13 protein-coding genes and 1 tRNA gene are annotated in these 18,574 nt (G+C 71.1%); 8 read left to right on the top strand and 6 right to left on the bottom strand.

Annotated features, from left to right (window positions below; all coding sequences use genetic code 11):
• Positions 1-64 precede the first annotated feature (64 nt).
• The 5 genes from ACT53Q_RS01955 (at position 65) to ACT53Q_RS01935 (ending at position 9,841) form a co-directional block, all read left to right on the top strand.
• Entirely contained in the window at positions 65-1,078 is a 1,014-nt protein-coding gene (locus tag ACT53Q_RS01955; RefSeq protein ID WP_476184965.1) for a substrate-binding domain-containing protein, read from the top strand.
• 234 nt (positions 1,079-1,312) lie between these two features.
• On the top strand, positions 1,313-4,339 hold the full coding sequence (gene pgmB / locus ACT53Q_RS01950; RefSeq protein WP_476184964.1) for a beta-phosphoglucomutase: 3,027 nt from the start codon (positions 1,313-1,315) through the stop codon (positions 4,337-4,339).
• A 69-nt stretch (positions 4,340-4,408) separates the two neighbouring features.
• Positions 4,409-6,826: a TonB-dependent receptor gene (locus ACT53Q_RS01945; protein WP_476184963.1), complete on the top strand. Its 2,418-nt coding sequence runs from the start codon at positions 4,409-4,411 to the stop codon at positions 6,824-6,826.
• Between the two features lie 118 nt (positions 6,827-6,944).
• Positions 6,945-8,249, top strand: coding sequence for an MFS transporter (locus ACT53Q_RS01940; RefSeq protein WP_476184962.1), 1,305 nt, complete (start codon positions 6,945-6,947; stop codon positions 8,247-8,249).
• A gap of 161 nt (positions 8,250-8,410) precedes the next feature.
• Positions 8,411-9,841 carry a vanadium-dependent haloperoxidase gene (locus tag ACT53Q_RS01935; protein WP_476184961.1) on the top strand — a complete coding sequence of 477 codons (1,431 nt, stop codon included), beginning with the start codon at positions 8,411-8,413 and terminating at the stop codon, positions 9,839-9,841.
• A 503-nt stretch (positions 9,842-10,344) separates the two neighbouring features.
• On the opposite strand, the gene ACT53Q_RS01930 is transcribed toward ACT53Q_RS01935, so the two are convergent.
• Positions 10,345-10,429: transfer RNA gene (locus tag ACT53Q_RS01930), tRNA-Leu, on the bottom strand.
• 122 nt (positions 10,430-10,551) lie between these two features.
• Between ACT53Q_RS01930 and rnr the strand changes: the two genes are divergently transcribed.
• Positions 10,552-13,110 (top strand): ribonuclease R, encoded by a 2,559-nt coding sequence (rnr, locus tag ACT53Q_RS01925; RefSeq protein ID WP_476184960.1) that lies wholly within the window; start codon positions 10,552-10,554, stop codon positions 13,108-13,110.
• Between the two features lie 216 nt (positions 13,111-13,326).
• On the opposite strand, the gene ACT53Q_RS01920 is transcribed toward rnr, so the two are convergent.
• Positions 13,327-14,574, bottom strand: a complete 1,248-nt coding sequence (locus tag ACT53Q_RS01920; RefSeq protein WP_476184959.1) for a TIGR03862 family flavoprotein — start codon at positions 14,572-14,574, stop codon at positions 13,327-13,329.
• 87 nt (positions 14,575-14,661) lie between these two features.
• Here ACT53Q_RS01920 and rlmB point away from each other — a divergent pair, with 87 nt between their 5' ends.
• A complete protein-coding gene (rlmB, locus tag ACT53Q_RS01915; protein WP_476184958.1) occupies positions 14,662-15,426 on the top strand; it encodes a 23S rRNA (guanosine(2251)-2'-O)-methyltransferase RlmB in 765 nt (254 codons plus the stop codon).
• Positions 15,423-15,686 (top strand): CBU_0592 family membrane protein, encoded by a 264-nt coding sequence (locus ACT53Q_RS01910; RefSeq protein WP_476184957.1) that lies wholly within the window; start codon positions 15,423-15,425, stop codon positions 15,684-15,686. The genes rlmB and ACT53Q_RS01910 overlap by 4 nt, the downstream gene beginning before the upstream one ends.
• A 21-nt stretch (positions 15,687-15,707) precedes the next feature.
• Here ACT53Q_RS01910 and ACT53Q_RS01905 read toward each other — a convergent pair whose 3' ends face one another.
• The 4 genes from ACT53Q_RS01905 to ACT53Q_RS01890 are packed head-to-tail and all read right to left on the bottom strand — an operon-like array spanning position 15,708 to position 18,498.
• Positions 15,708-16,199 (bottom strand): hypothetical protein, encoded by a 492-nt coding sequence (locus ACT53Q_RS01905; protein ID WP_476184956.1) that lies wholly within the window; start codon positions 16,197-16,199, stop codon positions 15,708-15,710.
• Positions 16,196-16,819, bottom strand: coding sequence for a ribonuclease T (gene rnt / locus ACT53Q_RS01900; RefSeq protein WP_476184955.1), 624 nt, complete (start codon positions 16,817-16,819; stop codon positions 16,196-16,198). Before rnt ends, ACT53Q_RS01905 begins: the two co-directional genes overlap by 4 nt.
• A gap of 46 nt (positions 16,820-16,865) precedes the next feature.
• The gene (locus ACT53Q_RS01895) at positions 16,866-17,666 is read right to left on the bottom strand and encodes an HvfC family RiPP maturation protein (protein WP_476184954.1); all 801 of its coding nucleotides are present in this window, start codon (positions 17,664-17,666) and stop codon (positions 16,866-16,868) included.
• Positions 17,644-18,498, bottom strand: a complete 855-nt coding sequence (locus ACT53Q_RS01890) for an HvfB family MNIO-type RiPP peptide maturase (RefSeq protein ID WP_476184953.1) — start codon at positions 18,496-18,498, stop codon at positions 17,644-17,646. Before ACT53Q_RS01890 ends, ACT53Q_RS01895 begins: the two co-directional genes overlap by 23 nt.
• Between the last annotated feature and the right edge of the window lie 76 nt (positions 18,499-18,574).

The raw sequence follows: 18,574 nt of genomic DNA, 5'->3' as shown, positions 1-18,574 counted from the left end.
CGAGGTTCCGCATGACGCCATCGTCCTTCGTCTCGCGCCGCAGGCCGTGCCCGGGAGCCGGGCAGTGAGCCGGCCGTCCTCCGGCAAGGGCCCGCCCGCCGGCGGCGGCACGCCGACGATGGCGGACATCGCGGAGCTCGTCGGGGTGTCGGCGATCACCGTGTCCCGCGCGCTGCGCGACAGCCCGCTGGTGAATGCCGAGACGCGGGCGCGCATCCGCGAGGTCGCGCAGGCCCAGGGGTATGCCTTCAACGTCAGCGCCCGCAATCTGCGCCTGCGCCGCAGCATGACCGTGGCGGTGGTGGTGGAGATGACGCCCAGCCCCGACCGCCAGATGTCCGGGCCGTACCCGCTGGACCTGCTCGGCGGCATCACCCAGGAACTCACGCCGCAGGGCTACAGCGTGCTGCTGACCGCGCTGCAGGCCGAGGTGCCGCCGGCGGTGCTGGCCGCCGACGGCGTGATCCTGCTCGGCCAGGGCTCGCACGAGGGCGCCATGCACGCGGTGCGGCAGTGGGGCCGCCCGCTCGTGGTCTGGGGTGCGATGAGCCGCCACGAATCGCAGGTCGTCGTCGGCAGCGACAACGTCCGCGGCGGCGCGCTGGCGGCCGAGCGCTTCCGCTCGCTGGGCCGGCACCACCCGGTGTTCCTCGGCGATGACGCCCACGGCGAATTCGCCGAACGCTTCGCCGGCTTCCGCGACACCTTCGCGCGCTACGGCATCGTCCCGGAGATGGTCACGGTGCCGGCGTTCACCGTCACCGCCGGCGCCGCGGCCGCGGAGGCCGTGCTGCGCGACCGGCCGAAGACCGACGCGCTGTTCGCCGCCAGCGACCTGCTGGCGATCGGCGCGATCCGCGGCCTGCTGTCCAGCGGCCGCCGGGTGCCGGAGGACGTGTCGGTCATCGGCTACGACGACACGCCGCTGGGCGCCACCTACGTCCCGCCGCTGACCTCGATCCACCAGAGCTTCGTCGAGGGCGGGGTGCTGCTCGCGCGCAAGGTGCGGGCGCTGATCGAGGGCACGCCGGCTGCCTCGGAGATGCTGCCGACCCATCTGGTCGTCCGCGACACCTGAGCCTGCCCGCCTTCGCGCGGATTCCTGCTGCGTCGCACCACGATCGGCGGCCCGCCGGTCGTGCCGTGCCTGCTGCCCGTCTCAATCGAAACAAGGGCTTGCGCCGTCCTTCGCCGTGCGCGATGCCGGGCTTGGCATGCGCGGGCATGAGCTGACATCGATGACTTGACATCGATAACAGTCGATTCCAAGGTGCGCCCGTCCGCGGTCGGCGGACGGATGACCGGGGACGGCATGCGCGATCTGGGTGGCGAAGCGGGGCGGGACGGGCAGACGGCGACGGCCGGGATCGACCCGTGGCGGCTGCAGGTGACCGGCGTCGATCCGGCCCGCGCCGCGCTGGACGACACCCTGTTCGCGCTCGCCAACGGCTCGCTCGGCGTCCGCGGCGGGGCGGAGGAATCGGCCGACGGCGCCGGCGGCACCTTCCTGGCCGCGGCCTACGCGCAGTCGCCGATCCACCATCACGAGCGCCTGCCCGGGTTCGCGCGCAGCACCGACACCCGCGTGCCGGTCGCCGACGGCACCCGCATCGAACTGTGGCTGGGCGACCGCTGGCTCGACCCGGCCGCCTGCGACGTCCTCGACGCCGAACGCACGCTCGACCTGCGCACCGGGCGCTACGTGCGCACGCAGCGCCTGCGCACGGCCGGCGGCGAGGTGCTGTCGATCCGCGCCGAGCGCGTGCTGCCGCTGGACGCACCCGACGTGCTGGCGATCCGCTACGCGGTGACCTCGGAAACGTATCGCGGCCCGCTGCGGCTGGTGTCGTGCCTGATTTCCGGCGGGCGTGCGGTCGCGCAGGGCGACGACCCGCGCATCGGCGCCGGTGGCGGCGCGGGCCTGCGCGACGTCGGCGGCGATGCCGACACGCACGTCGCGTGGCGCGCGCAGAGCGGGCGCGACGGCGTGCTGCGCGTGCGCTGCGTGCAGCGGCACGTGCCCGGCGACGGCCTGCAGTGCGTCGACGCCGGCGTCGAGCCGGGGCGGGTGTTCCAGGTGTTCGCGGCCGAGGCCGCGCCGGGCTCGACCGTCGTGCTGGAAAAACACGTGGTGCATGCCGCGAGCGATGCCGGCGAAGCGCTGGACGTGCGCACCGCGCGCGCGCTCGTCTTCGCGGACACGCACGGGTTCGACGGCCTGGCCGCACGCCAGGCCGCGACGCTGCAGGCGTTCTGGAACGGCGCGAATGCCGAGGTGGCCGGCCATCCTGCGATCACGCAGGCGCTGCGCTTCAACCTGTTCCACCTGTTCCAGTCGGCCGGCCGCAGCGGCGTCGACGGCACCGCGGCCAAGGGCCTCACCGGCGAGGGCTACGAAGGGCACTGCTTCTGGGACACCGAAGCCTTCGTGCTGCCGGTGATGGCGCTGGTCGCACCGGAGGCGGCGCGGGCGATGCTCGGCTGGCGCCATCGCACGCTGGACGCCGCCCGGGCGCATGCGCGCGAGCTCAACCATCCGCGCGGCGCGCTGTACCCGTGGCGCACGATCGCCGGCGGCGAATGCTCGGCGCACTATCCCAGCGGCTCAGCGGCGTACCACATCAACGCCGCGGTGGCGTACGCGATCGGCCTGTACGTCGACGCCACCGACGATCTCGACTTTCTCGTCGACGCCGGCGCGGAGATGCTGTTCGAGACCGCGCGCATCTGGCCGCAGATCGGCCACTTCGACCCGCGCCGCGACGGCGCCTTCTGCCTGCACGAGGTCACCGGCCCGGACGAATACACCGCACTGGTCGACAACAACCATTACACCAACCGCATGGCGCAGCGGCACCTGTGGCGTGCCGCCGACGTCTGGGAACGCCTGTACCGCGAGCGTCCGGACGCGCAGGCCGCGCTGGCCGCGCGCCTGGCGCTGGACGAGGACGAGGTCGCGCTGTGGCGCCATGCGGCCGACGCGATGTGGCAGGGCGTCGATGCGCAGTTGGGCATCCATGCGCAGGACGACACCTTCCTCGACAAGCCGCGCTGGCCGTTCGCGCGCAAGACCGACGGCCACCGGCCGCTGCTGCTCGACTACCACCCGCTCACGCTGTATCGCCACCAGATCTGCAAGCAGGCCGACGTGGTGATGGCGCTGGCGCTGGCCGGCGACGACGTGCCGCCACTGCGGATGAAGCGCAGCTTCGACTACTACGAAGCGCTGACCACGCACGATTCCACGCTGTCGGCGTCGGTGCACGGCATCGTCGCCGCGGCGATCGGCGAGCCCGCGCGCGCGCTCGACTACTTCCTCGACTGCCTGCGCGTCGATCTCGACGACCTGCACGGCAACACCGGCCACGGCGTGCACATGGCGGCGATGGCCGGCAGCTGGCTCGCGCTGGTGCAGGGCTTCGGCGGGGTGCGCGTGCGTGACGGCGTGCTGGCGTTCGCGCCGCAGCTGCCGCCGGGCTGGCCCGCGTACGCGTTCGCGCTGCGCTGGCGCGGCCGCGCGCTGCAGGTACGCGTGGACGGCGAGGGCGTCGACTACCGCCTGATCGACGGCGAGCCGCTTTCGCTGTCGCACGACGGCACCGCCTTCACGCTGACGACAGAGGCATTGGTGCGCATGCCGCTGGCGCCGGCCGCGTCGCGGCGCGCGCCGGCGTTCCCGCATCGCTGCGAGGCCTTGATCCTTGATCTCGACGGCGTGCTCACCGACACCGCGCGCATGCATTTCCTCGCGTGGAAGCGGATCGCCGACGAGACCGGCACGCCGTTCACCGCCGAGGACAACGAGGCGCTGAAGGGCGTCGATCGCATGGGCTCGCTGGAGCGCGTGCTGGCGCGCGCGCCGCGGACGTTCACCGACGCCGAAAAGCAGGCGCTCGCCGAGCGCAAGAACGGCTATTACCTCGACGCGATCGACGCGTTCGGCCCGCAGGATCTGTTCCCCGGGGCGCGCGAACTGCTGGTCGCGGCGCGCGCGCGGGGCCTGCGCCTCGGCTTGGCCTCGGCCAGCCGCAATGCGCCGCGGCTGCTGGAACGGCTGGGCATCGCCGAGCTGTTCGACTACGTCGCCGATCCGGCGCGCGTGCTGCGCGGCAAGCCCGATCCCGACCTGTTCCTCGACGCCGCGCGCGGGCTCGGCGTCGCGCCGGCGGCGTGCATCGGCATCGAGGACGCCGCGGCCGGCATCGAGGCCATCCGCGCGGCCTGCATGCCGGCGATCGGCATCGGCGATCCGCTGCGGCTGGCGCGTGCCGACGTCGTGCTGCCGTCGATCGCCGACCTCGACCTCGACCGCTTCATCCAGCCACACCCGCACCCCTGACGCACGCGGACCCAGAAACCGCGGCGGCTTTTCCACCTCGCTCGAATTCAGACACCCGGAGGGAACACCATGCAGTCCACGACCCCGATGCGCTACGCCCTGTCGATGGCCATCGCCGCGGCGCTCGCGCCGATGCTCGTCGCCGCGCAGGACGCCGCGACACCGGCCAGCCGCGACGACGGCAACGCCGCGCAGGCGGCCGGCGAACTCGACACCATCGTCGTCAGCGGCAGCGCTAAATTCCGCGGCGTGCGCAAGCGCGACGCGAGCTATTCGATCAGCACCGCAAACGAGGACGAAGTGCGCGAGGCGGCACCGGCGAGCACCGCCGACCTGCTGAAGATCGTGCCCGGCGTGTGGGCCGAATCCAGCGGCGGCGGCACCGGCGCCAACGTGTTCGTGCGCGGCATGCCGTCGGAAGGCGATGCGCCGTTCTTCACCCTCCAGCTCGACGGTTCGCCGATCTATCCGCCGCCGACGCTGTCGTTCCTGGAGAACACCACGCTGTTCCGCATCGACGACACCGTCGAGCGCGTGGAAGGCCTGCGCGGCGGCCCCAGCCCGATCTTCTCCAACGGCCAGCCGGGCGTGACCGTCAACTTCATCCAGAAGAAGGGCGGCGACACCCCGGCCGGCAGCGTGCGCGCGACGTTCGGCACCGACGCGCTGCGCCGCGTCGACGTCTTCCAGGGCGGTCCGCTCGGCGAGGGCAACGGCTGGTCGTACAGCGTCGGCGGCTTCTGGCGCGAGACCGACGGCGTACGCCACATCGGCTATCCGGCGGAGCAGGGCGGCCAGATCGTCGGCACGCTCACCCGGCGCTGGGACACCGGCGAATTCACCGTCTACGGCCGCCGCACCGACGACCGCAACGCCTTCTACACCGCGATCCCGCTGCGCTCGCGCAACAACGGCAGCGACATCTCCGGCTTCCCGGGCATCGACGCCACCAGCGGCACGCTGATCGGCGACGACTTCCGCCGGGTGACGCTGCCCACCGGCATCGGCAACGGCACCATGCGGCGCTACATGGCCGACGGCCGTGGCGTGGACATCACCGTGTTCGGCGGCGCGCTGGACTGGACCGTGGGCCGCTGGACGATCAGCGACCGCTTCAACGTGCTGTCGGGCGACGCGCCGACCAACGCGCTGTTCACCGGTGCCAACCCGCAGACGCTGTCGTCGTTCATCACCGACACCTACGGCGCCGGCGCGACCGGCACCGGCACGTTCGTCAACGGCGGCGGCACGGTGGCGCAGGACCAGCAGGTGCTGACCGCCGGCTGGTGGGTGGTCGACAAGCACCTGCGTTCGTTCACCAACGACCTGCGCTTCAGCATCGACCTGGGCGAGCAGAACGCGCTGACGTTCGGTGCGTACGTCGCCAAGTACTCGTCGAAGGATCGCTGGTGGCTGGGCAACAACATGCTGCTGAGCGCCGAGAACAACGCCCGCCGCATCGACGTGGCGCTGGCAGACGGCCGCGTCGCGACGCGGCAGGGTTTCGTCGGCACTTCGTTCTACAACATCCGCGGCGATTACGACGGCCGTAACACCGCGCTGTTCGTCGCCGACGAGTGGAATCCCACCGATCGCCTGCGTTTCGACGCCGGCGTGCGCCGCGAGCGGCAGGTGGTGGACGGCACCGTGGTCGATCCGGTGTCGGTCGATCTCGACGGCAACCCGGACACGCTGTACGACAACAACACGTCGGTCGCCACCACGCCGCGCTCGATCGATCGCACCGACAGCCACACGTCGTGGACGGCGGGCGCGAACTTCAAGGTCAACGACGGCCTGAGCGTGTTCGGCCGGATCAACAGCGGCTTCAAGTTCCCCTCGTTCGACAACCTGCGCGACCGCGCGACCGAAACGCAGGAGATCGACCAGTACGAAGTCGGCCTGAAGGCCGCCGGCGACACCTACGAGCTGTACCTCACCGCGTTCTGGAACGACTTCAAGGGCCTGCCGTTCCAGGCCTTCGACCAGGGCGGCAACAACATCGTCGTGATCGGCGACTCGCGCGCGAAAGGCCTGGAGTTCGAGGGCGCGTGGCGGCCCCTCGCCGGGTTCGAGCTGGGCTGGAACACGACCTGGCTGGATGCGAACTACGGCCGCTTCGGCGCCTTCAGCGGTAACCAGGTGGTGCGCCAGCCGCGGTTCCGCGCGCGGCTGACGCCGAGCTACTACTGGACGCTGCCCTGGGGCGACGCCAAGGTCTACACCACCGTCACCCGCGTCGGCGATCGCTATTCCGATCCGGCCAACGGCCAGGTGCTGCCGGCGTACACCACGTGGGACATCGGCGCGAACATGCGCGTCGGCGAGCGCTGGGAATTCGCGCTCACCGGCCGCAACGTCACCGACGAGATCGCGCTGACCGAAGGCAATGCCCGCGTCATCGGCAATGCCACCAGCGCGGGTGTGTTCATGGGTCGCCCGATCGAGGGTGCCTCCTACCAGGTCTCCGCCGCGTACCGGTGGTGATCGCGGGGTCGCCCTCCGCCCCAACCCCTCTCCTGGGGCGGGGGGCGATGCCCGATCGATGCGACCCTATCCGTCCCTGCCGCTGGTGCCTCCGCGCCGGCGGCCTTCCGAGATCGCGATGACCACCACCTCCGCGTCCACCGTCGATGCCCCCGCCGGCGCCCGCCGCCGCATGATCGCGGCGATGATCGCCACCTACGCGATCTTCGCCGTGCTGCTCAACAGCGTCGGCACGCTGATCCTGCAGAGCCAGGTCGCGCTGGGCGCGGACAAGGCCGCGGTCAGCGTGCTCGACGGCTACAAGGACCTGCCGATCGCGATCGTGTCGTTCCTCGTCGCCGCGTGGCTGCCGCGCTTCGGCTACCGCCGCGCGATGATGGCCGGGCTCGCGCTGGTCGCGATCGCCTGCCTCGCGATGCGTGCGGCCAACGCGTTCTGGATGGTGAAGCTGATGCTCGCCGCCACCGGCGTGGCGTTCGCGCTGGTGAAGGTGTCGGTGTACGCGGCGATCGGCCTGCTCACCGACGATCGCCGCCGCCACGCCAGCCTCACCAGCACGATCGAAGGCTGGTTCATGGTCGGCGTGCTCGCCGGACCGTGGCTGTTCGGCCTCTTCATCCAACGCCAGCAGGCGGCCACCGATCCGGTGTGGCTGGATCTTTATCTCTGGCTGGCCGGCGCGTGCGCGCTGGCGATCGCGCTGCTCGCCAGCGTGCGCCTGGACGAATCGCGTGCGCGTGCGGACGAGGCGGCTGCCGGCGATGCGCCTGCGGGCAGCGCGTTCATCGACATGCTGCGCCTCACCCTGCGACCGCTGGTCGCGGTGTTCGTGGTGTCGGCGTTCCTGTACGTGCTGATCGAACAGAGCATCGGCACGTGGCTGCCGACCTTCAACGCCGACCTGCTGCACCTGTCGACCGCCACCAGCGTGCAGCTCGCGAGCGTGTTCGCCGCGTGCACGGCGCTGGGGCGGCTGCTCGCCGGCCTCGTGCTGCGCCGCGTTCCCTGGCAATGGCTGCTGCTGGGCTGCCTGTGCGCGGCCGCCGGCATCGTGCTGCTCGCGCTGCCGCTGGCCGACGGCGTCGCACCGCCCGCTGCGGACGGCTGGCGCCACGCGCCTGCGGCGGCGTTCGCGCTGCCGCTGATCGGCCTGTTCCTCGCACCGATCTATCCGACCATCAACTCGGTGGTGCTCAGCGCATTGCCGAAGCACCGGCATGCGGCGATGACCGGCCTGATCGTGGTGTTCTCGGCGCTGGGCGGCACCACGGGTTCGTTCGTGACCGGCCAGCTGTTCGCGCGCGTCGGCGGGCAGACCGCGTTCTATCTCACCCTGGTGCCGCTGGCGCTGCTCGCCGGCTCGGTGCTGGGCCTGCACCGTCGGGTGGAGGCGGCGGCCAACGTGGATGGACGCGTGGCCTGATCCGGCCCGTTTCCCCGTATCCCGTGCCGGACCCGCGACCGCGTTGCGGCGTCCGCGACATCCATGCACCATGCGCCGCGTGATGGGGTAGACAGTCCGGGGGGCGGCAGGGGGGCCGACGGACAGTGCACCGTCACGCTCACCCCCTTCAAGGACCCGAAATGAAACGACTGTCCCTTGGCGCGCTGGCGATCGCCTGCGCCGCCTGCTTCTGCGCGATCGGCAATGCCGGCGCGGCCACCCTCGTCACCGACTGGAACGACCAGGCCCTGCAGGCCGTGCGCGCCACGCGCATGGCGCCGCCGATCTTCGCCCGTGCGGCGGCGATCATGAACACCGCGATGTACGACGCCTGGGCCGCCTACGACACCAGGGCCAACGGCACGCAACTGGGCGGCGAACTGCGTCGTCCCGAGGCCGAACGCAACGACGCCAACCGTCGCAAGGCGATGAGCTACGCCGCCTACCGCACGCTGGTCGATCTGTTCCCGACCCGCAAGGCGCAGTTCGACGCCGAAATGCTGCGTCTGGGCTACAACCCGAGCGATTTCGGCGGCGACCTCGCCACCGCGCAGGGCGTGGGTAACGTCGCCGCGGCGGCCGTCATCCAGTTCCGCCACGCCGACGGCGCCAACCAGCTGGGCGACATCAACGGCGGCGCGGCCTACAGCGATTACACCGGCTACGTGCCGGTGAACACGCCGACCCAGGTCATCGATCCCACCCGCTGGCAGCCGCTGGCGGTGCCCAACGGCAGCGGCGGCACGACCATCCAGAGCTTCCTCGTGCCGCACTGGGGGAACGTCAAGGGCTTCGGCATCGCCCGTTACAACCAGTTCGCGGTGTCGGCCCCGGCGCCGCAGGGCAGCTTCGAGTTCTGGCGCCAGTCGGCGGAAGTCGTGGGCTACAGCGCCACGCTCACCGATCGCACCAAGAGCATCGCCGAATGGTGGGCCGACGGTCCGGGTTCCGAAACCCCGCCGGGCACGTGGCTGCTGTTCGCGAAGCAGGTGTCCGATCGCCGCCACCACGACCTCGGCCAGGACGTGCGCATGCACTTCGCGCTGAGCAATGCGATGTTCGACGCCGGCATCTCGGTGTGGGGCTTCAAGCGCCAGTACGACTACGTGCGCCCGATCACGCTGATCCGCTACCTGTTCAACGGCCGCGCGATCCCCGCGTGGGGCGGTGAAGGGCAGGGCACGAAGATCATCCAGGGCCAGAACTGGCGCCCGTACCAGGTCGCGACCTTCATCACCCCGCCGTTCTCGGAACACGTGTCAGGCCACAGCACCTTCAGCGCCTCGGCGGCGGAAGTGCTCAAGCTGTTCACCGGCAGCGATGTCTTCCCGAACTCGGCCGTGGTGAAGGCCGGCAGCTCGTCGGTGGAACCGGGCACGGTGCCTGCGCGCGACCTCACGCTCTCGTGGTCGACGTTCACCGCCGCGGCCGACGAAGCCGGCATCTCGCGGCTGTACGGTGGTATCCACTTCCGTAACGGCGACCTGGAAGGGCGCAAGCTCGGCCATCGCATCGGCGCGCAGGCGTATGCCCTGAGCCGCGCCTACATCAACGGCACCGCCGGGCGCTGATCCGGCACCGCTCCGCCGCCGTCGCGGCGGCGGAGCTTCCGGCGCATGGACGCATCGTCATGTGCCCGCAAGGCGATGGCAAAGGCCGCGGGCCGAGACTGCGACCAGCCGATCCGGCTGATGCTTCCGGAGACCTGTGATGCGCCGTGCACCCGCCCTTGCTTCCTTGTTCGCTGCCCTGATTCTGTCCGCGGCCAGCATTCCCGCCGCCTTTGCCCGGACCACCGCCACGCCCCCGGCCGCAAGGCCGGCCACCGCTGCGTCCGCGGTGACGCCGGCTGCCGCACCGGCCGCGAAGGTCGTCATGCCCGCGCGCTGCCGCGACGCCAAGGGCCACTTCGCCAGGTGCCCGACCGCCGCCGCATCGAAGAAGACCTGCCGCGATCCGAAGGGCAAGTTCATCGCCTGCCCGACGTGATCCGCACCGCCGTACTGGTGCCTTCGCATCGGCGTCGCCGAGGCAACAAAAAACCCCGCTTTCGCGGGGTTTTCTGTTTCGTGTCTGGTGCCCAGGAGAGGACTCGAACCTCCACGGTTTTACCCGCTAGTACCTGAAACTAGTGCGTCTACCAATTCCGCCACCTGGGCAGGTGGGCGCGTATGTTGCTTTGCGACGCGCGCGATGTCAACGGTTGATTGCGCATGTCGTGTTCGAGCCCTGGCGGCGGGCCTGCCGGCACGGTTCCGGCCGGGGCGTATACTGTCGGTCGATGTCCAACAAAACCAAGAAAAAGACGGCAGCCAGCCGTCCCCCGCGCGCCGACGCCGGCGCTTCCTCTCACGCGGGCGGGTCGAAGGCCGCGAAGAACGCGGATCCGCGTTCCCCCGGTTCCGGCAAGCCGCCCAAGGCGCCGAAGCGCCCCGCCGCAGGCCCCAGGTCGGAAGGTCGCAAGGGACCCGGCCCGCGCTCGAACAAGCCGGCCCCGTGGCTGCCCGATGCCGTCGCCGGTGCCGCACCGGCCCGCGCGAAGCCCGACACCCGGTCGCGCCCCGCTACCCCGCGTCCCGCCCAGACCGGCGGCGTGCAGGATCCCTTCGCCGAACGCGAAGCCGCACGCTACGCCGATCCCATTCCCAGCCGTGAGGCCATCCTCCGCCTGCTCGGCGGCGCCGACGGCCCGATGACCGCGGAAGTCGTCGCCGGCCATCTCGGCCTCGACACGCCCGAGCGTCGCGATGCCCTCGGCAAGCGCCTCGCGGCGATGCTGCGCGACGGCCAGGTGCTGCAGAACCGGCGCGGTGGTTACCTGCCGGCGGCGCGGGTCGACCTGATCCGCGGCACCGTGATCGCGAACCCCGACGGCTTCGGCTTCCTGCGCCCCGAGGTCGTGGCCGGGCAGGAGGCCGGCGACGACCTGTTCCTGCCGCCGCTGGAAATGCGCAAGGTGCTGCACGGCGATCGCGTGATGGCCAGCGTCACCGGCGTCGATCGCCGCGGCCGGCGCGAAGGCGCGATCGTCGAAGTGCTGGAGCGGCGGATCAGCCGCCTGATCGGCCGGTTCACGGTCGACTCCGGCATCAGCTACGTCGTCCCCGACGACGCCCGCATCCAGCGCAACGTGCAGATCCCGGTCGAGGCGCGGATGGATGCCCGCAACGGCCAGTTGGTGGTCTGCGAGATCGTCAGCGCGCCGGAGGCCTACCGGCCGCCGATCGGCCGCATCCTCGCCGTGCTCGGCGACAAGCTCACGCCGTCGCTGGTGGTCGAGGCCGCGATCCACGGCCACGACCTGCCGCATGAATTCCCGCCCGCGGTGCTCGCCGAAGCGACCGCGGTGCCGCTGTCGGTCACCGAGGCCGATCTCGCCGGCCACGCCGACGCCAAGCGAATCGACATCCGGCATCTGCCGCTGGTCACCATCGACGGCGAGGACGCCAAGGACTTCGACGACGCGGTGTGGTGCGAACCGAACCGGAATGGTTTCCGGCTGATCGTCGCCATCGCCGACGTCTCGCATTACGTGCGCCCCGGCGCCCCGCTGGACGACGAGGCGCAGCTGCGCGCGACGTCGGTGTACTTCCCCGGTTTCGTCGTGCCGATGCTGCCGGAGACGCTGTCCAACGGCATCTGCTCGCTCAATCCGAAGGTCGATCGCCTCTGCTTCGTCTGCGACATGCAGGTGGACTTCGACGGCGAAGTGACGAAGTCGAAGTTCTACGAAGCGGTGATGCATTCGCACGCGCGGCTGACCTACACCCAGGTGTGGCAGGCGGTCGGTGCGGGCGAGGCCGACGCGGTCGCGCGCATCGGCTCGCTGCTGCCGCAGGTGCAGCGCCTGCACCAGCTCTACCAACTGCTGGCGAAGGCGCGGAAGGCCCGCGGCGCGATCGAATTCGAGAGCAGCGAAGTCCGCTTCGTCCTCGGTCCGCAGGGCGAGGTGGTGCAGGCCGGCATGCTCCAGCGCAACGACGCGCACAAGCTGATCGAGGAATGCATGATCGCGGCGAACGTCGAGGCCGCGCGCTTCCTGCTGAAGAAGAAGGTGCCGGCGCCGTACCGCATCCACGACAAGCCGCCGGAAGGCAAGTACGCCGACCTGCTGGAATTCCTCAAGGAGTTCAAGCTGCGGATGCCGCCCTGGGCGAAGGTCGAGCCGCGCGATTTCACCGCGCTGCTGACCAAGATCCGCGACCGTGCCGACGCCACGCTGCTGGAATCGGTGCTGCTGCGCACGCAGTCGCTGGCGGTGTATTCGCCGGACAACGCCGGCCACTTCGGCCTCGCGCTGGAGGCCTACGCGCACTTCACCTCGCCCATCCGCCGCTATCCCGACCTGCTGGTGCACCGCGCGATCAAACATGCGCTGAGCGGCGAGAAGCCGGCGGCGTTCACGTATTCGGCGAACGCGATGGCCGGGCTTGCGCTGCAGTGTTCCGAACGCGAGCGCCGCGCCGACGAGGCCGAGCGCGAGGTCGACGAGCGCTACCGCGCCGCGTGGATGGAGAAGCACGTCGGCGGCGAGTTCGACGGCACCATCAGCGGCGTCACCAGCTTCGGCCTGTTCGTCGAACTGGACGATTCGAAGGTCAACGGCCTGGTGCACGTCACCCAGTTGCCGCACGACTACTACCACTTCGATCCGATCCGCAAGACGCTGTCGGGCGAACGCGTCGGCCGCGTCTTCCGCCTCGGCGACCGCGTGCGCATCGTTGTGCTCAAGGCCAGCCTGGAAGACCGCAAGATCGACTTCCGCCTGTTCGAGGAACGCGGCGTCAAACCGCCGCCCCCGCGCGGCCAGCCGGCGAAGCGGCCGAAGCAGAAATATTGATGTAGGGCGGGCCTTGGCCCGCCATTGCGGCGTGCCCGATTGCACCGTCGGATCATCGAAGCGGTGTCGATCGTTGCCATGATCATCAGAAAAGGCACGTAGGGCGGGCCTTGGCCCGCCATTGCGGCGTGCCCGATCGCACCGCTGGATCATCGAAGCGGTGTCGATCGTTGCCACGATCATCGGAACAGTCGCAACGGCGGGCCAGGGCCCGCCCTACGACGTCGTTTCGAGTGAGGCCGCCGCCCCGCGCCCCGCGACCAAGCCGCTGGCGAAGCAGGCGGTGAGCAGGTAGCCGCCGGTCGGGGCTTCCCAGTCGAGCATCTCGCCGGCGCAGAAGACGCCGGGCAGGGCCTTCAGCTGCAGCGTGTCGTCCAGCGCTTCCAGGCGCACGCCGCCAGCGGTGCTGATGGCTTCGGCGACCGGGCGCGCGGCGACGAGGCGCAGGGGCAGGCGCTTGATCGTGCGGGCGAGGGCATCGGCATCGTCGAACGCGGTGCGCGGCAACACTTCGAACACCAGCGCGGCCTTCGCCGCATCGAGCCCCGCCTGCCGCCGCAGGAATTCCCCGACGCTGCGTTTTCCGCGCGGCGCGGAGAGAACGGCTTCCAGACGTTCCAGCTGACGCCCTGGGGCGAGGTCCAGCCACAGCATCGCGTGGCCGTCGCGGGCGATGGTCTCGCGCAAATCGGCCGAGATTGCGTAGATCGCGCTGCCTTCGACGCCGGTCGCGGTGAGCACGCATTCGCCCTGCAGCGCGCATTCGCCGCCGTCGAGGTCGCGCCAGTGCAGCACCACCGGTTTCAGCGGCGCGCCGGCGTGCTTGTCGGCGAGCAGCGCGCTCCAGCCGATGTCGAAGCCGCAGTTCGATGGCCGCAGCGGCGCGAGGTCGACACCGCGCGCGGCGAGACCGCCGAACCACGCGCCGTCGGACCCGAGTTCGGGCCAGCTCGCGCCGCCGAGCGCGAGCACGGTCGCGTCCGCGTGCACGTGGCGCTCGCCCGCGGGCGTCGCGAAGCGCAGCGCGCCGTCGGCGTCCCAGCCGAGCCAGCGATGCTGCACGTGGAAGCGCACGCCGCTCTCGCGCAGGCGCCGCACCCAGCCGCGCAGCAGCGGCGCGGCCTTGCGGTCGTCCGGGAACACGCGCCCGGAGCTGCCGACGTAGGTCTCCACGCCCAGCCCGCGTGCCCATGCGCGCAGCGCTTCGCCGTCGAAGGCATCGAGCCAGCGCGCGACCTGCGGCGCGCGCTCGCGGTAGCGCGCGTCGAACGCGGGGCGTGGTTCGCCGTGGGTGAGGTTGAGTCCGCCCTTGCCGGCGATCAGGAACTTGCGGCCGACCGAGCCCTTGGCCTCGAACAGGTCGACCTGCACGCCGGCCGCGGTCGCGACCTCGGCCGCCATCAGCCCGGCGGGGCCGCCGCCGACGATGGCGATCCGGGCGTGTTCGGGCGTGTCGGCGGACATGGCGGGGCGGTCGTGGGGCGCGATCGGACGGGGCCGGGATGATAGCGTGGCCGGGCAAACGCCCCGCGGTCCGGGCACAATGGCGGGATGAGCAAATCTTCCCAGTGGATCGCCGGCATCAACGCCGTGGCCGCCGCGGTCGAGCATGACGCCGACCACGTGCGCGAAGTGATGATCGAGGCCGGCGCGAAGAACCCGCGCCTGACCGAGATCGAGGAAAACGCCCGCCGCAAGGACATCGACGTGCGCCGGGTCGCGACCAACGCGCTCGACGGCGTCGCCGGCGGCCTGCGCCACCAGGGCGTGGTCGCGCGCTATGCCGCGTCGAAGACCTACACCGACGACGACCTGCCGGCGCTGATCGAAGCCGCCGAAGGCAAGGCGCTGCTGCTGGTGCTGGACGGCGTGCAGGACCCGCACAACCTCGGTGCCTGCCTGCGCAGCGCGGCGGCCGCGGGCGTGACCGCGGTGATCATCCCGAAGGACAAGGCGGTGCAGGTCAACGCCACCGTGCGCAAGACCTCCGCCGGCGCCGCCGACAGCGTGCCGGTGGTGCGCGCGACCAACCTCGCGCGCACGCTGCGCGAGATCCAGCAACTCGGCGTGTGGATCTACGGCCTGGCCGGCGAGGCCACGGCGTCGCTGTATTCCATCGACCTGCGCGGCAACATCGCGCTGGTGCTGGGCGGCGAGGCCGACGGCCTGCGCCGGCTCACCCGCGAGCACTGCGACGGCCTCGTCACCATTCCGATGCCGGGCCTGGCGAACGCGCCCGGTGTGGAAAGCCTCAACGTCTCGGTCGCCACCGGCGTGGCGCTGTTCGAGGCGGTGCGGCAGCGGGTGTCCGCTTGAATCTGGCGTGGTACGACGGCGTCGGCCTGCTCGGCAGCGCGCTCGTCGTCGGCAGCTACTTCCTGATGCAGAGCGGGCGCCTGTCGGGCACCGGCCTGCCGTACCAGTTGGCCAACATCGCCGGCTCGTCCTGCATCCTCGTGTCGCTGGTCGGCGGCTTCAACCTGTCGGTCGCGCTGCTGCAATGCACGTGGATCGCGATCAGCCTGTTCGGGATCGTGCGCGGGTGGCGGGGGCAGCAGGCGACGGCTGGCGGCTGAGCTGCATCGCCCCGGGCAGCGCTACCGCGTGGCGATCGCGTCGATCTCGCGCCGGAACGCCACCGTGCCTTCGCTGCCGGCCGACGTGGCGTCCAGCCGGCCGCCGTGGATTCGCAGCGACGCCAGCAGCGTGATGAAGGCCGCGATCGCCGCATCGGTCCACTCCGGGCCGGGGGCGATGTCGAACCCCAGCGTGTCCGCATGCACGAAGACCCCGATGTCCGGCAATGCCACGCCGTCGACCATGAGACCGCCCAGCAGGACGTGGAAGCCATCGATGGTGCCGTCGATCACACGGCGCGCGTCGCCGGGGCCGGTGAACGGCACTTCCGTCTCTTCTGCCCGCAGCCACAGCGATGCTTTCTTCGCGACATTGCGACCGCCATGCCGCGCGAACAGCGCATCGAAGGCGGCGATGACGCCGCCCGGGGATGCAAAGACGATGTCGAGATCGAACAGACTGCCGTCGCGCGGTCCGAACCAGGGCGCCAGCGCGTGCCCGTTCGTCCTCACCCCAGCCGCGGCCAGCCGTTGACGATCTTGCAGAACAGCTCGGCGGTGCGTTCGGTGTCGTAGACCGCGGAGTGCGCTTCCTCGCCGTTCCACGACAGCCCCGCGGCCATCACCGCGCGCGCCAGCACGGTCTGGCCGTAAGCGACGCCGGCCAGCGTGACGGTGTCGAACACGCTGAAGGGATGGAACGGGTTGCGCTTGTGCTGGGTGCGCGCGACCGCGGCGTTGAGGAAGTTCAGGTCGAAATGCGCGTTGTGGCCGACCAGGATCGCGCGCTGGCATTCGTGCTTGCGTACCGCGGCGCGCACCGCGGCGAACACGTGGTCCAGCGCGTCCTTCTCGGGCTTGGCGAGGCGAAACGGATGGTCGAGGTCGATGCCGGTGATCTGCAGCGACTTCGGATCGATCTCGGTGCCGGGCGCGGGAATCAGGTGGGCGCTGGCGATGTCGCCGGGCACGAGCCGGCCGTCCTCGTCGAGGTCGACCGGCTGCACCGCGATCTCCAGCAGCGCGTGGCGGTTCCAGTCGAAGCCGCCGGTTTCCACGTCGACGACCACCGGCAGGTAGCCGCGGAAACGTTCGGACATCTTGCCGAGGGCGGGGGCAGGGGCGGCTTCCATGCGCAAAGCCTAGCAGACGCCCCCGGCCGGGCTGCCGTGCCGACGGTCAGTCTTGTCCGGGTCGGGCGAGGCTGGTACCGACCAGCGTGCCCTCGTCGCGCATCCGGGCCAGCAGGGCGGCGCCCTCGGCGACGAAGCCGTCGAGGTCCGGCGCGCCGGCCTCCGCGGCCAGGGCGACCAGTTGTTCGCGGCCGGACAGATCCGGGGTTTCCTCCAGCCGCTGCAGCAGCCGGAATGCTAGCGGCGTCAGCGCATGGAAGCTGACGCGGCCGTCGGGTTCGCGGCGGACCAGCAGCAGCGTCGGCGTGTCCGGCGGGGTATCGGGCCGGTAGTCGGGGCCGATCCGGTGCACCGGCCAGGCGTAGGCCAGCGGCCAGGCGAGCGGCGAGACCCGCGGCGCGCCGGCCAGCAGGTCGCCGGCGGGATCGTGCGCGACGTCGTCGCGGGTGGCCTCGCTGATCTGCAGCGCCAGTTCCACCCATTCGTAGTGCGCCAGTTCGCGCAGCCACGGCGGATCGTCGCGGCCGGCGTCGCCGTCGGCGCGCTCGTCGAGGTAGCGCAGGAATTCGCGTCCCAGTTCGGTGAACAGCGGCGTGTGGCAGTCGTGGTCGCGGTAGAACGCGCGGACCAGCGCGGGCCAGCCGTCGTCGCCGTAGACGCGGCGCAGCACCGGGAAATTGCCGGCGAGCAGACCTTCGACGTTGTTGAAGAACAGCTCGCGGTAGATCTTCAGCCGGCGCGCCTCGACGCCGTCCGGCGGCGCGACGCCGTCGGGGTCGCGGATGTGGGCGGCCAGCGCGTCCTGCTGCGCGCGCAGCACGGCGTCAGGCGGCGCGACGCTGGTCATGCGCGGGCGCTCCGGCGAGACGGCGGCGGACCTGGCCGAGTTCGTCCAGCAGGTCCTCGAATGGGGGCAGGTTGAAGTCGCGCTCCAGCAGCGTGGGCAGCGGCCCGAAGCGGCGGTAGGTGTCGTCGAGCAGATCCCACACCGCGTCGCCGATCGCGGTGCCGTGGGTGTCGATCTTGAGGTCCTCGGCTTCGTCGTAATGACCGGCGACGTGCAGGTAGGCGATGCGGTCGCCCGGCACGGCGGCGAGGAAGGCGCGCGGGTCGTAGCGGTGGTTGGTGGCGTTCACCACGATGTTGTTCACGTCGAGCAGCAGCAGGCAGTCGGCCTCGGCCAGCACGGCGTTGAGGAAATCGATCTCGTCCATCTCGCGGAACGGCGCGGCGTAGTACGAGATGTTCTCGATCGCGATGCGCTGTCCCAGCACGTCCTGCACGCGGCGGATGCGCGCGGCGACGTGATGCACCGACGCCTCGGTGAACGGCAGCGGCAGCAGGTCGTAGAGATGGCCGCGGCTGTCGCCGCAGGCGCTGAGGTGTTCGCTGTAGAGCGGGCAGCGATGGGTGTCCATGAACCGCCGCAGCTTCAGCAGGAACGGTTCGTCCAGCGGCGCCGGGCCGCCGACCGACAGCGACAGGCCGTGGCAGACCACCGGGTGGCGCGACGCCAGGTCGGCGAAGCCGTCACCCAGCGCGCCGCCGACGCCGATCCAGTTCTCCGGTGCGACTTCGAGGAAGTCGAAGGCGCCCGCGGAGGCGGCGCGCATGTCCGCCAGCAGCGGACGGCGCAGGCCGAGGCCGGCGGCATGGTCGGGAAGCGGGGAGACGGTCATCGAGAACGTTCGCGGGACGGACGACGGGGGATCGGGACCTTCATCGCGGCCGTCCGTCGTCCGGGCGGCCGCGGGG

The sequence above is a fragment of the Lysobacter sp. DMC97 genome (genome assembly GCF_056313745.1).
Note: the sequence above shows the minus strand (reverse complement) of the source record. Positions and strands in the feature narration are given on the sequence as shown.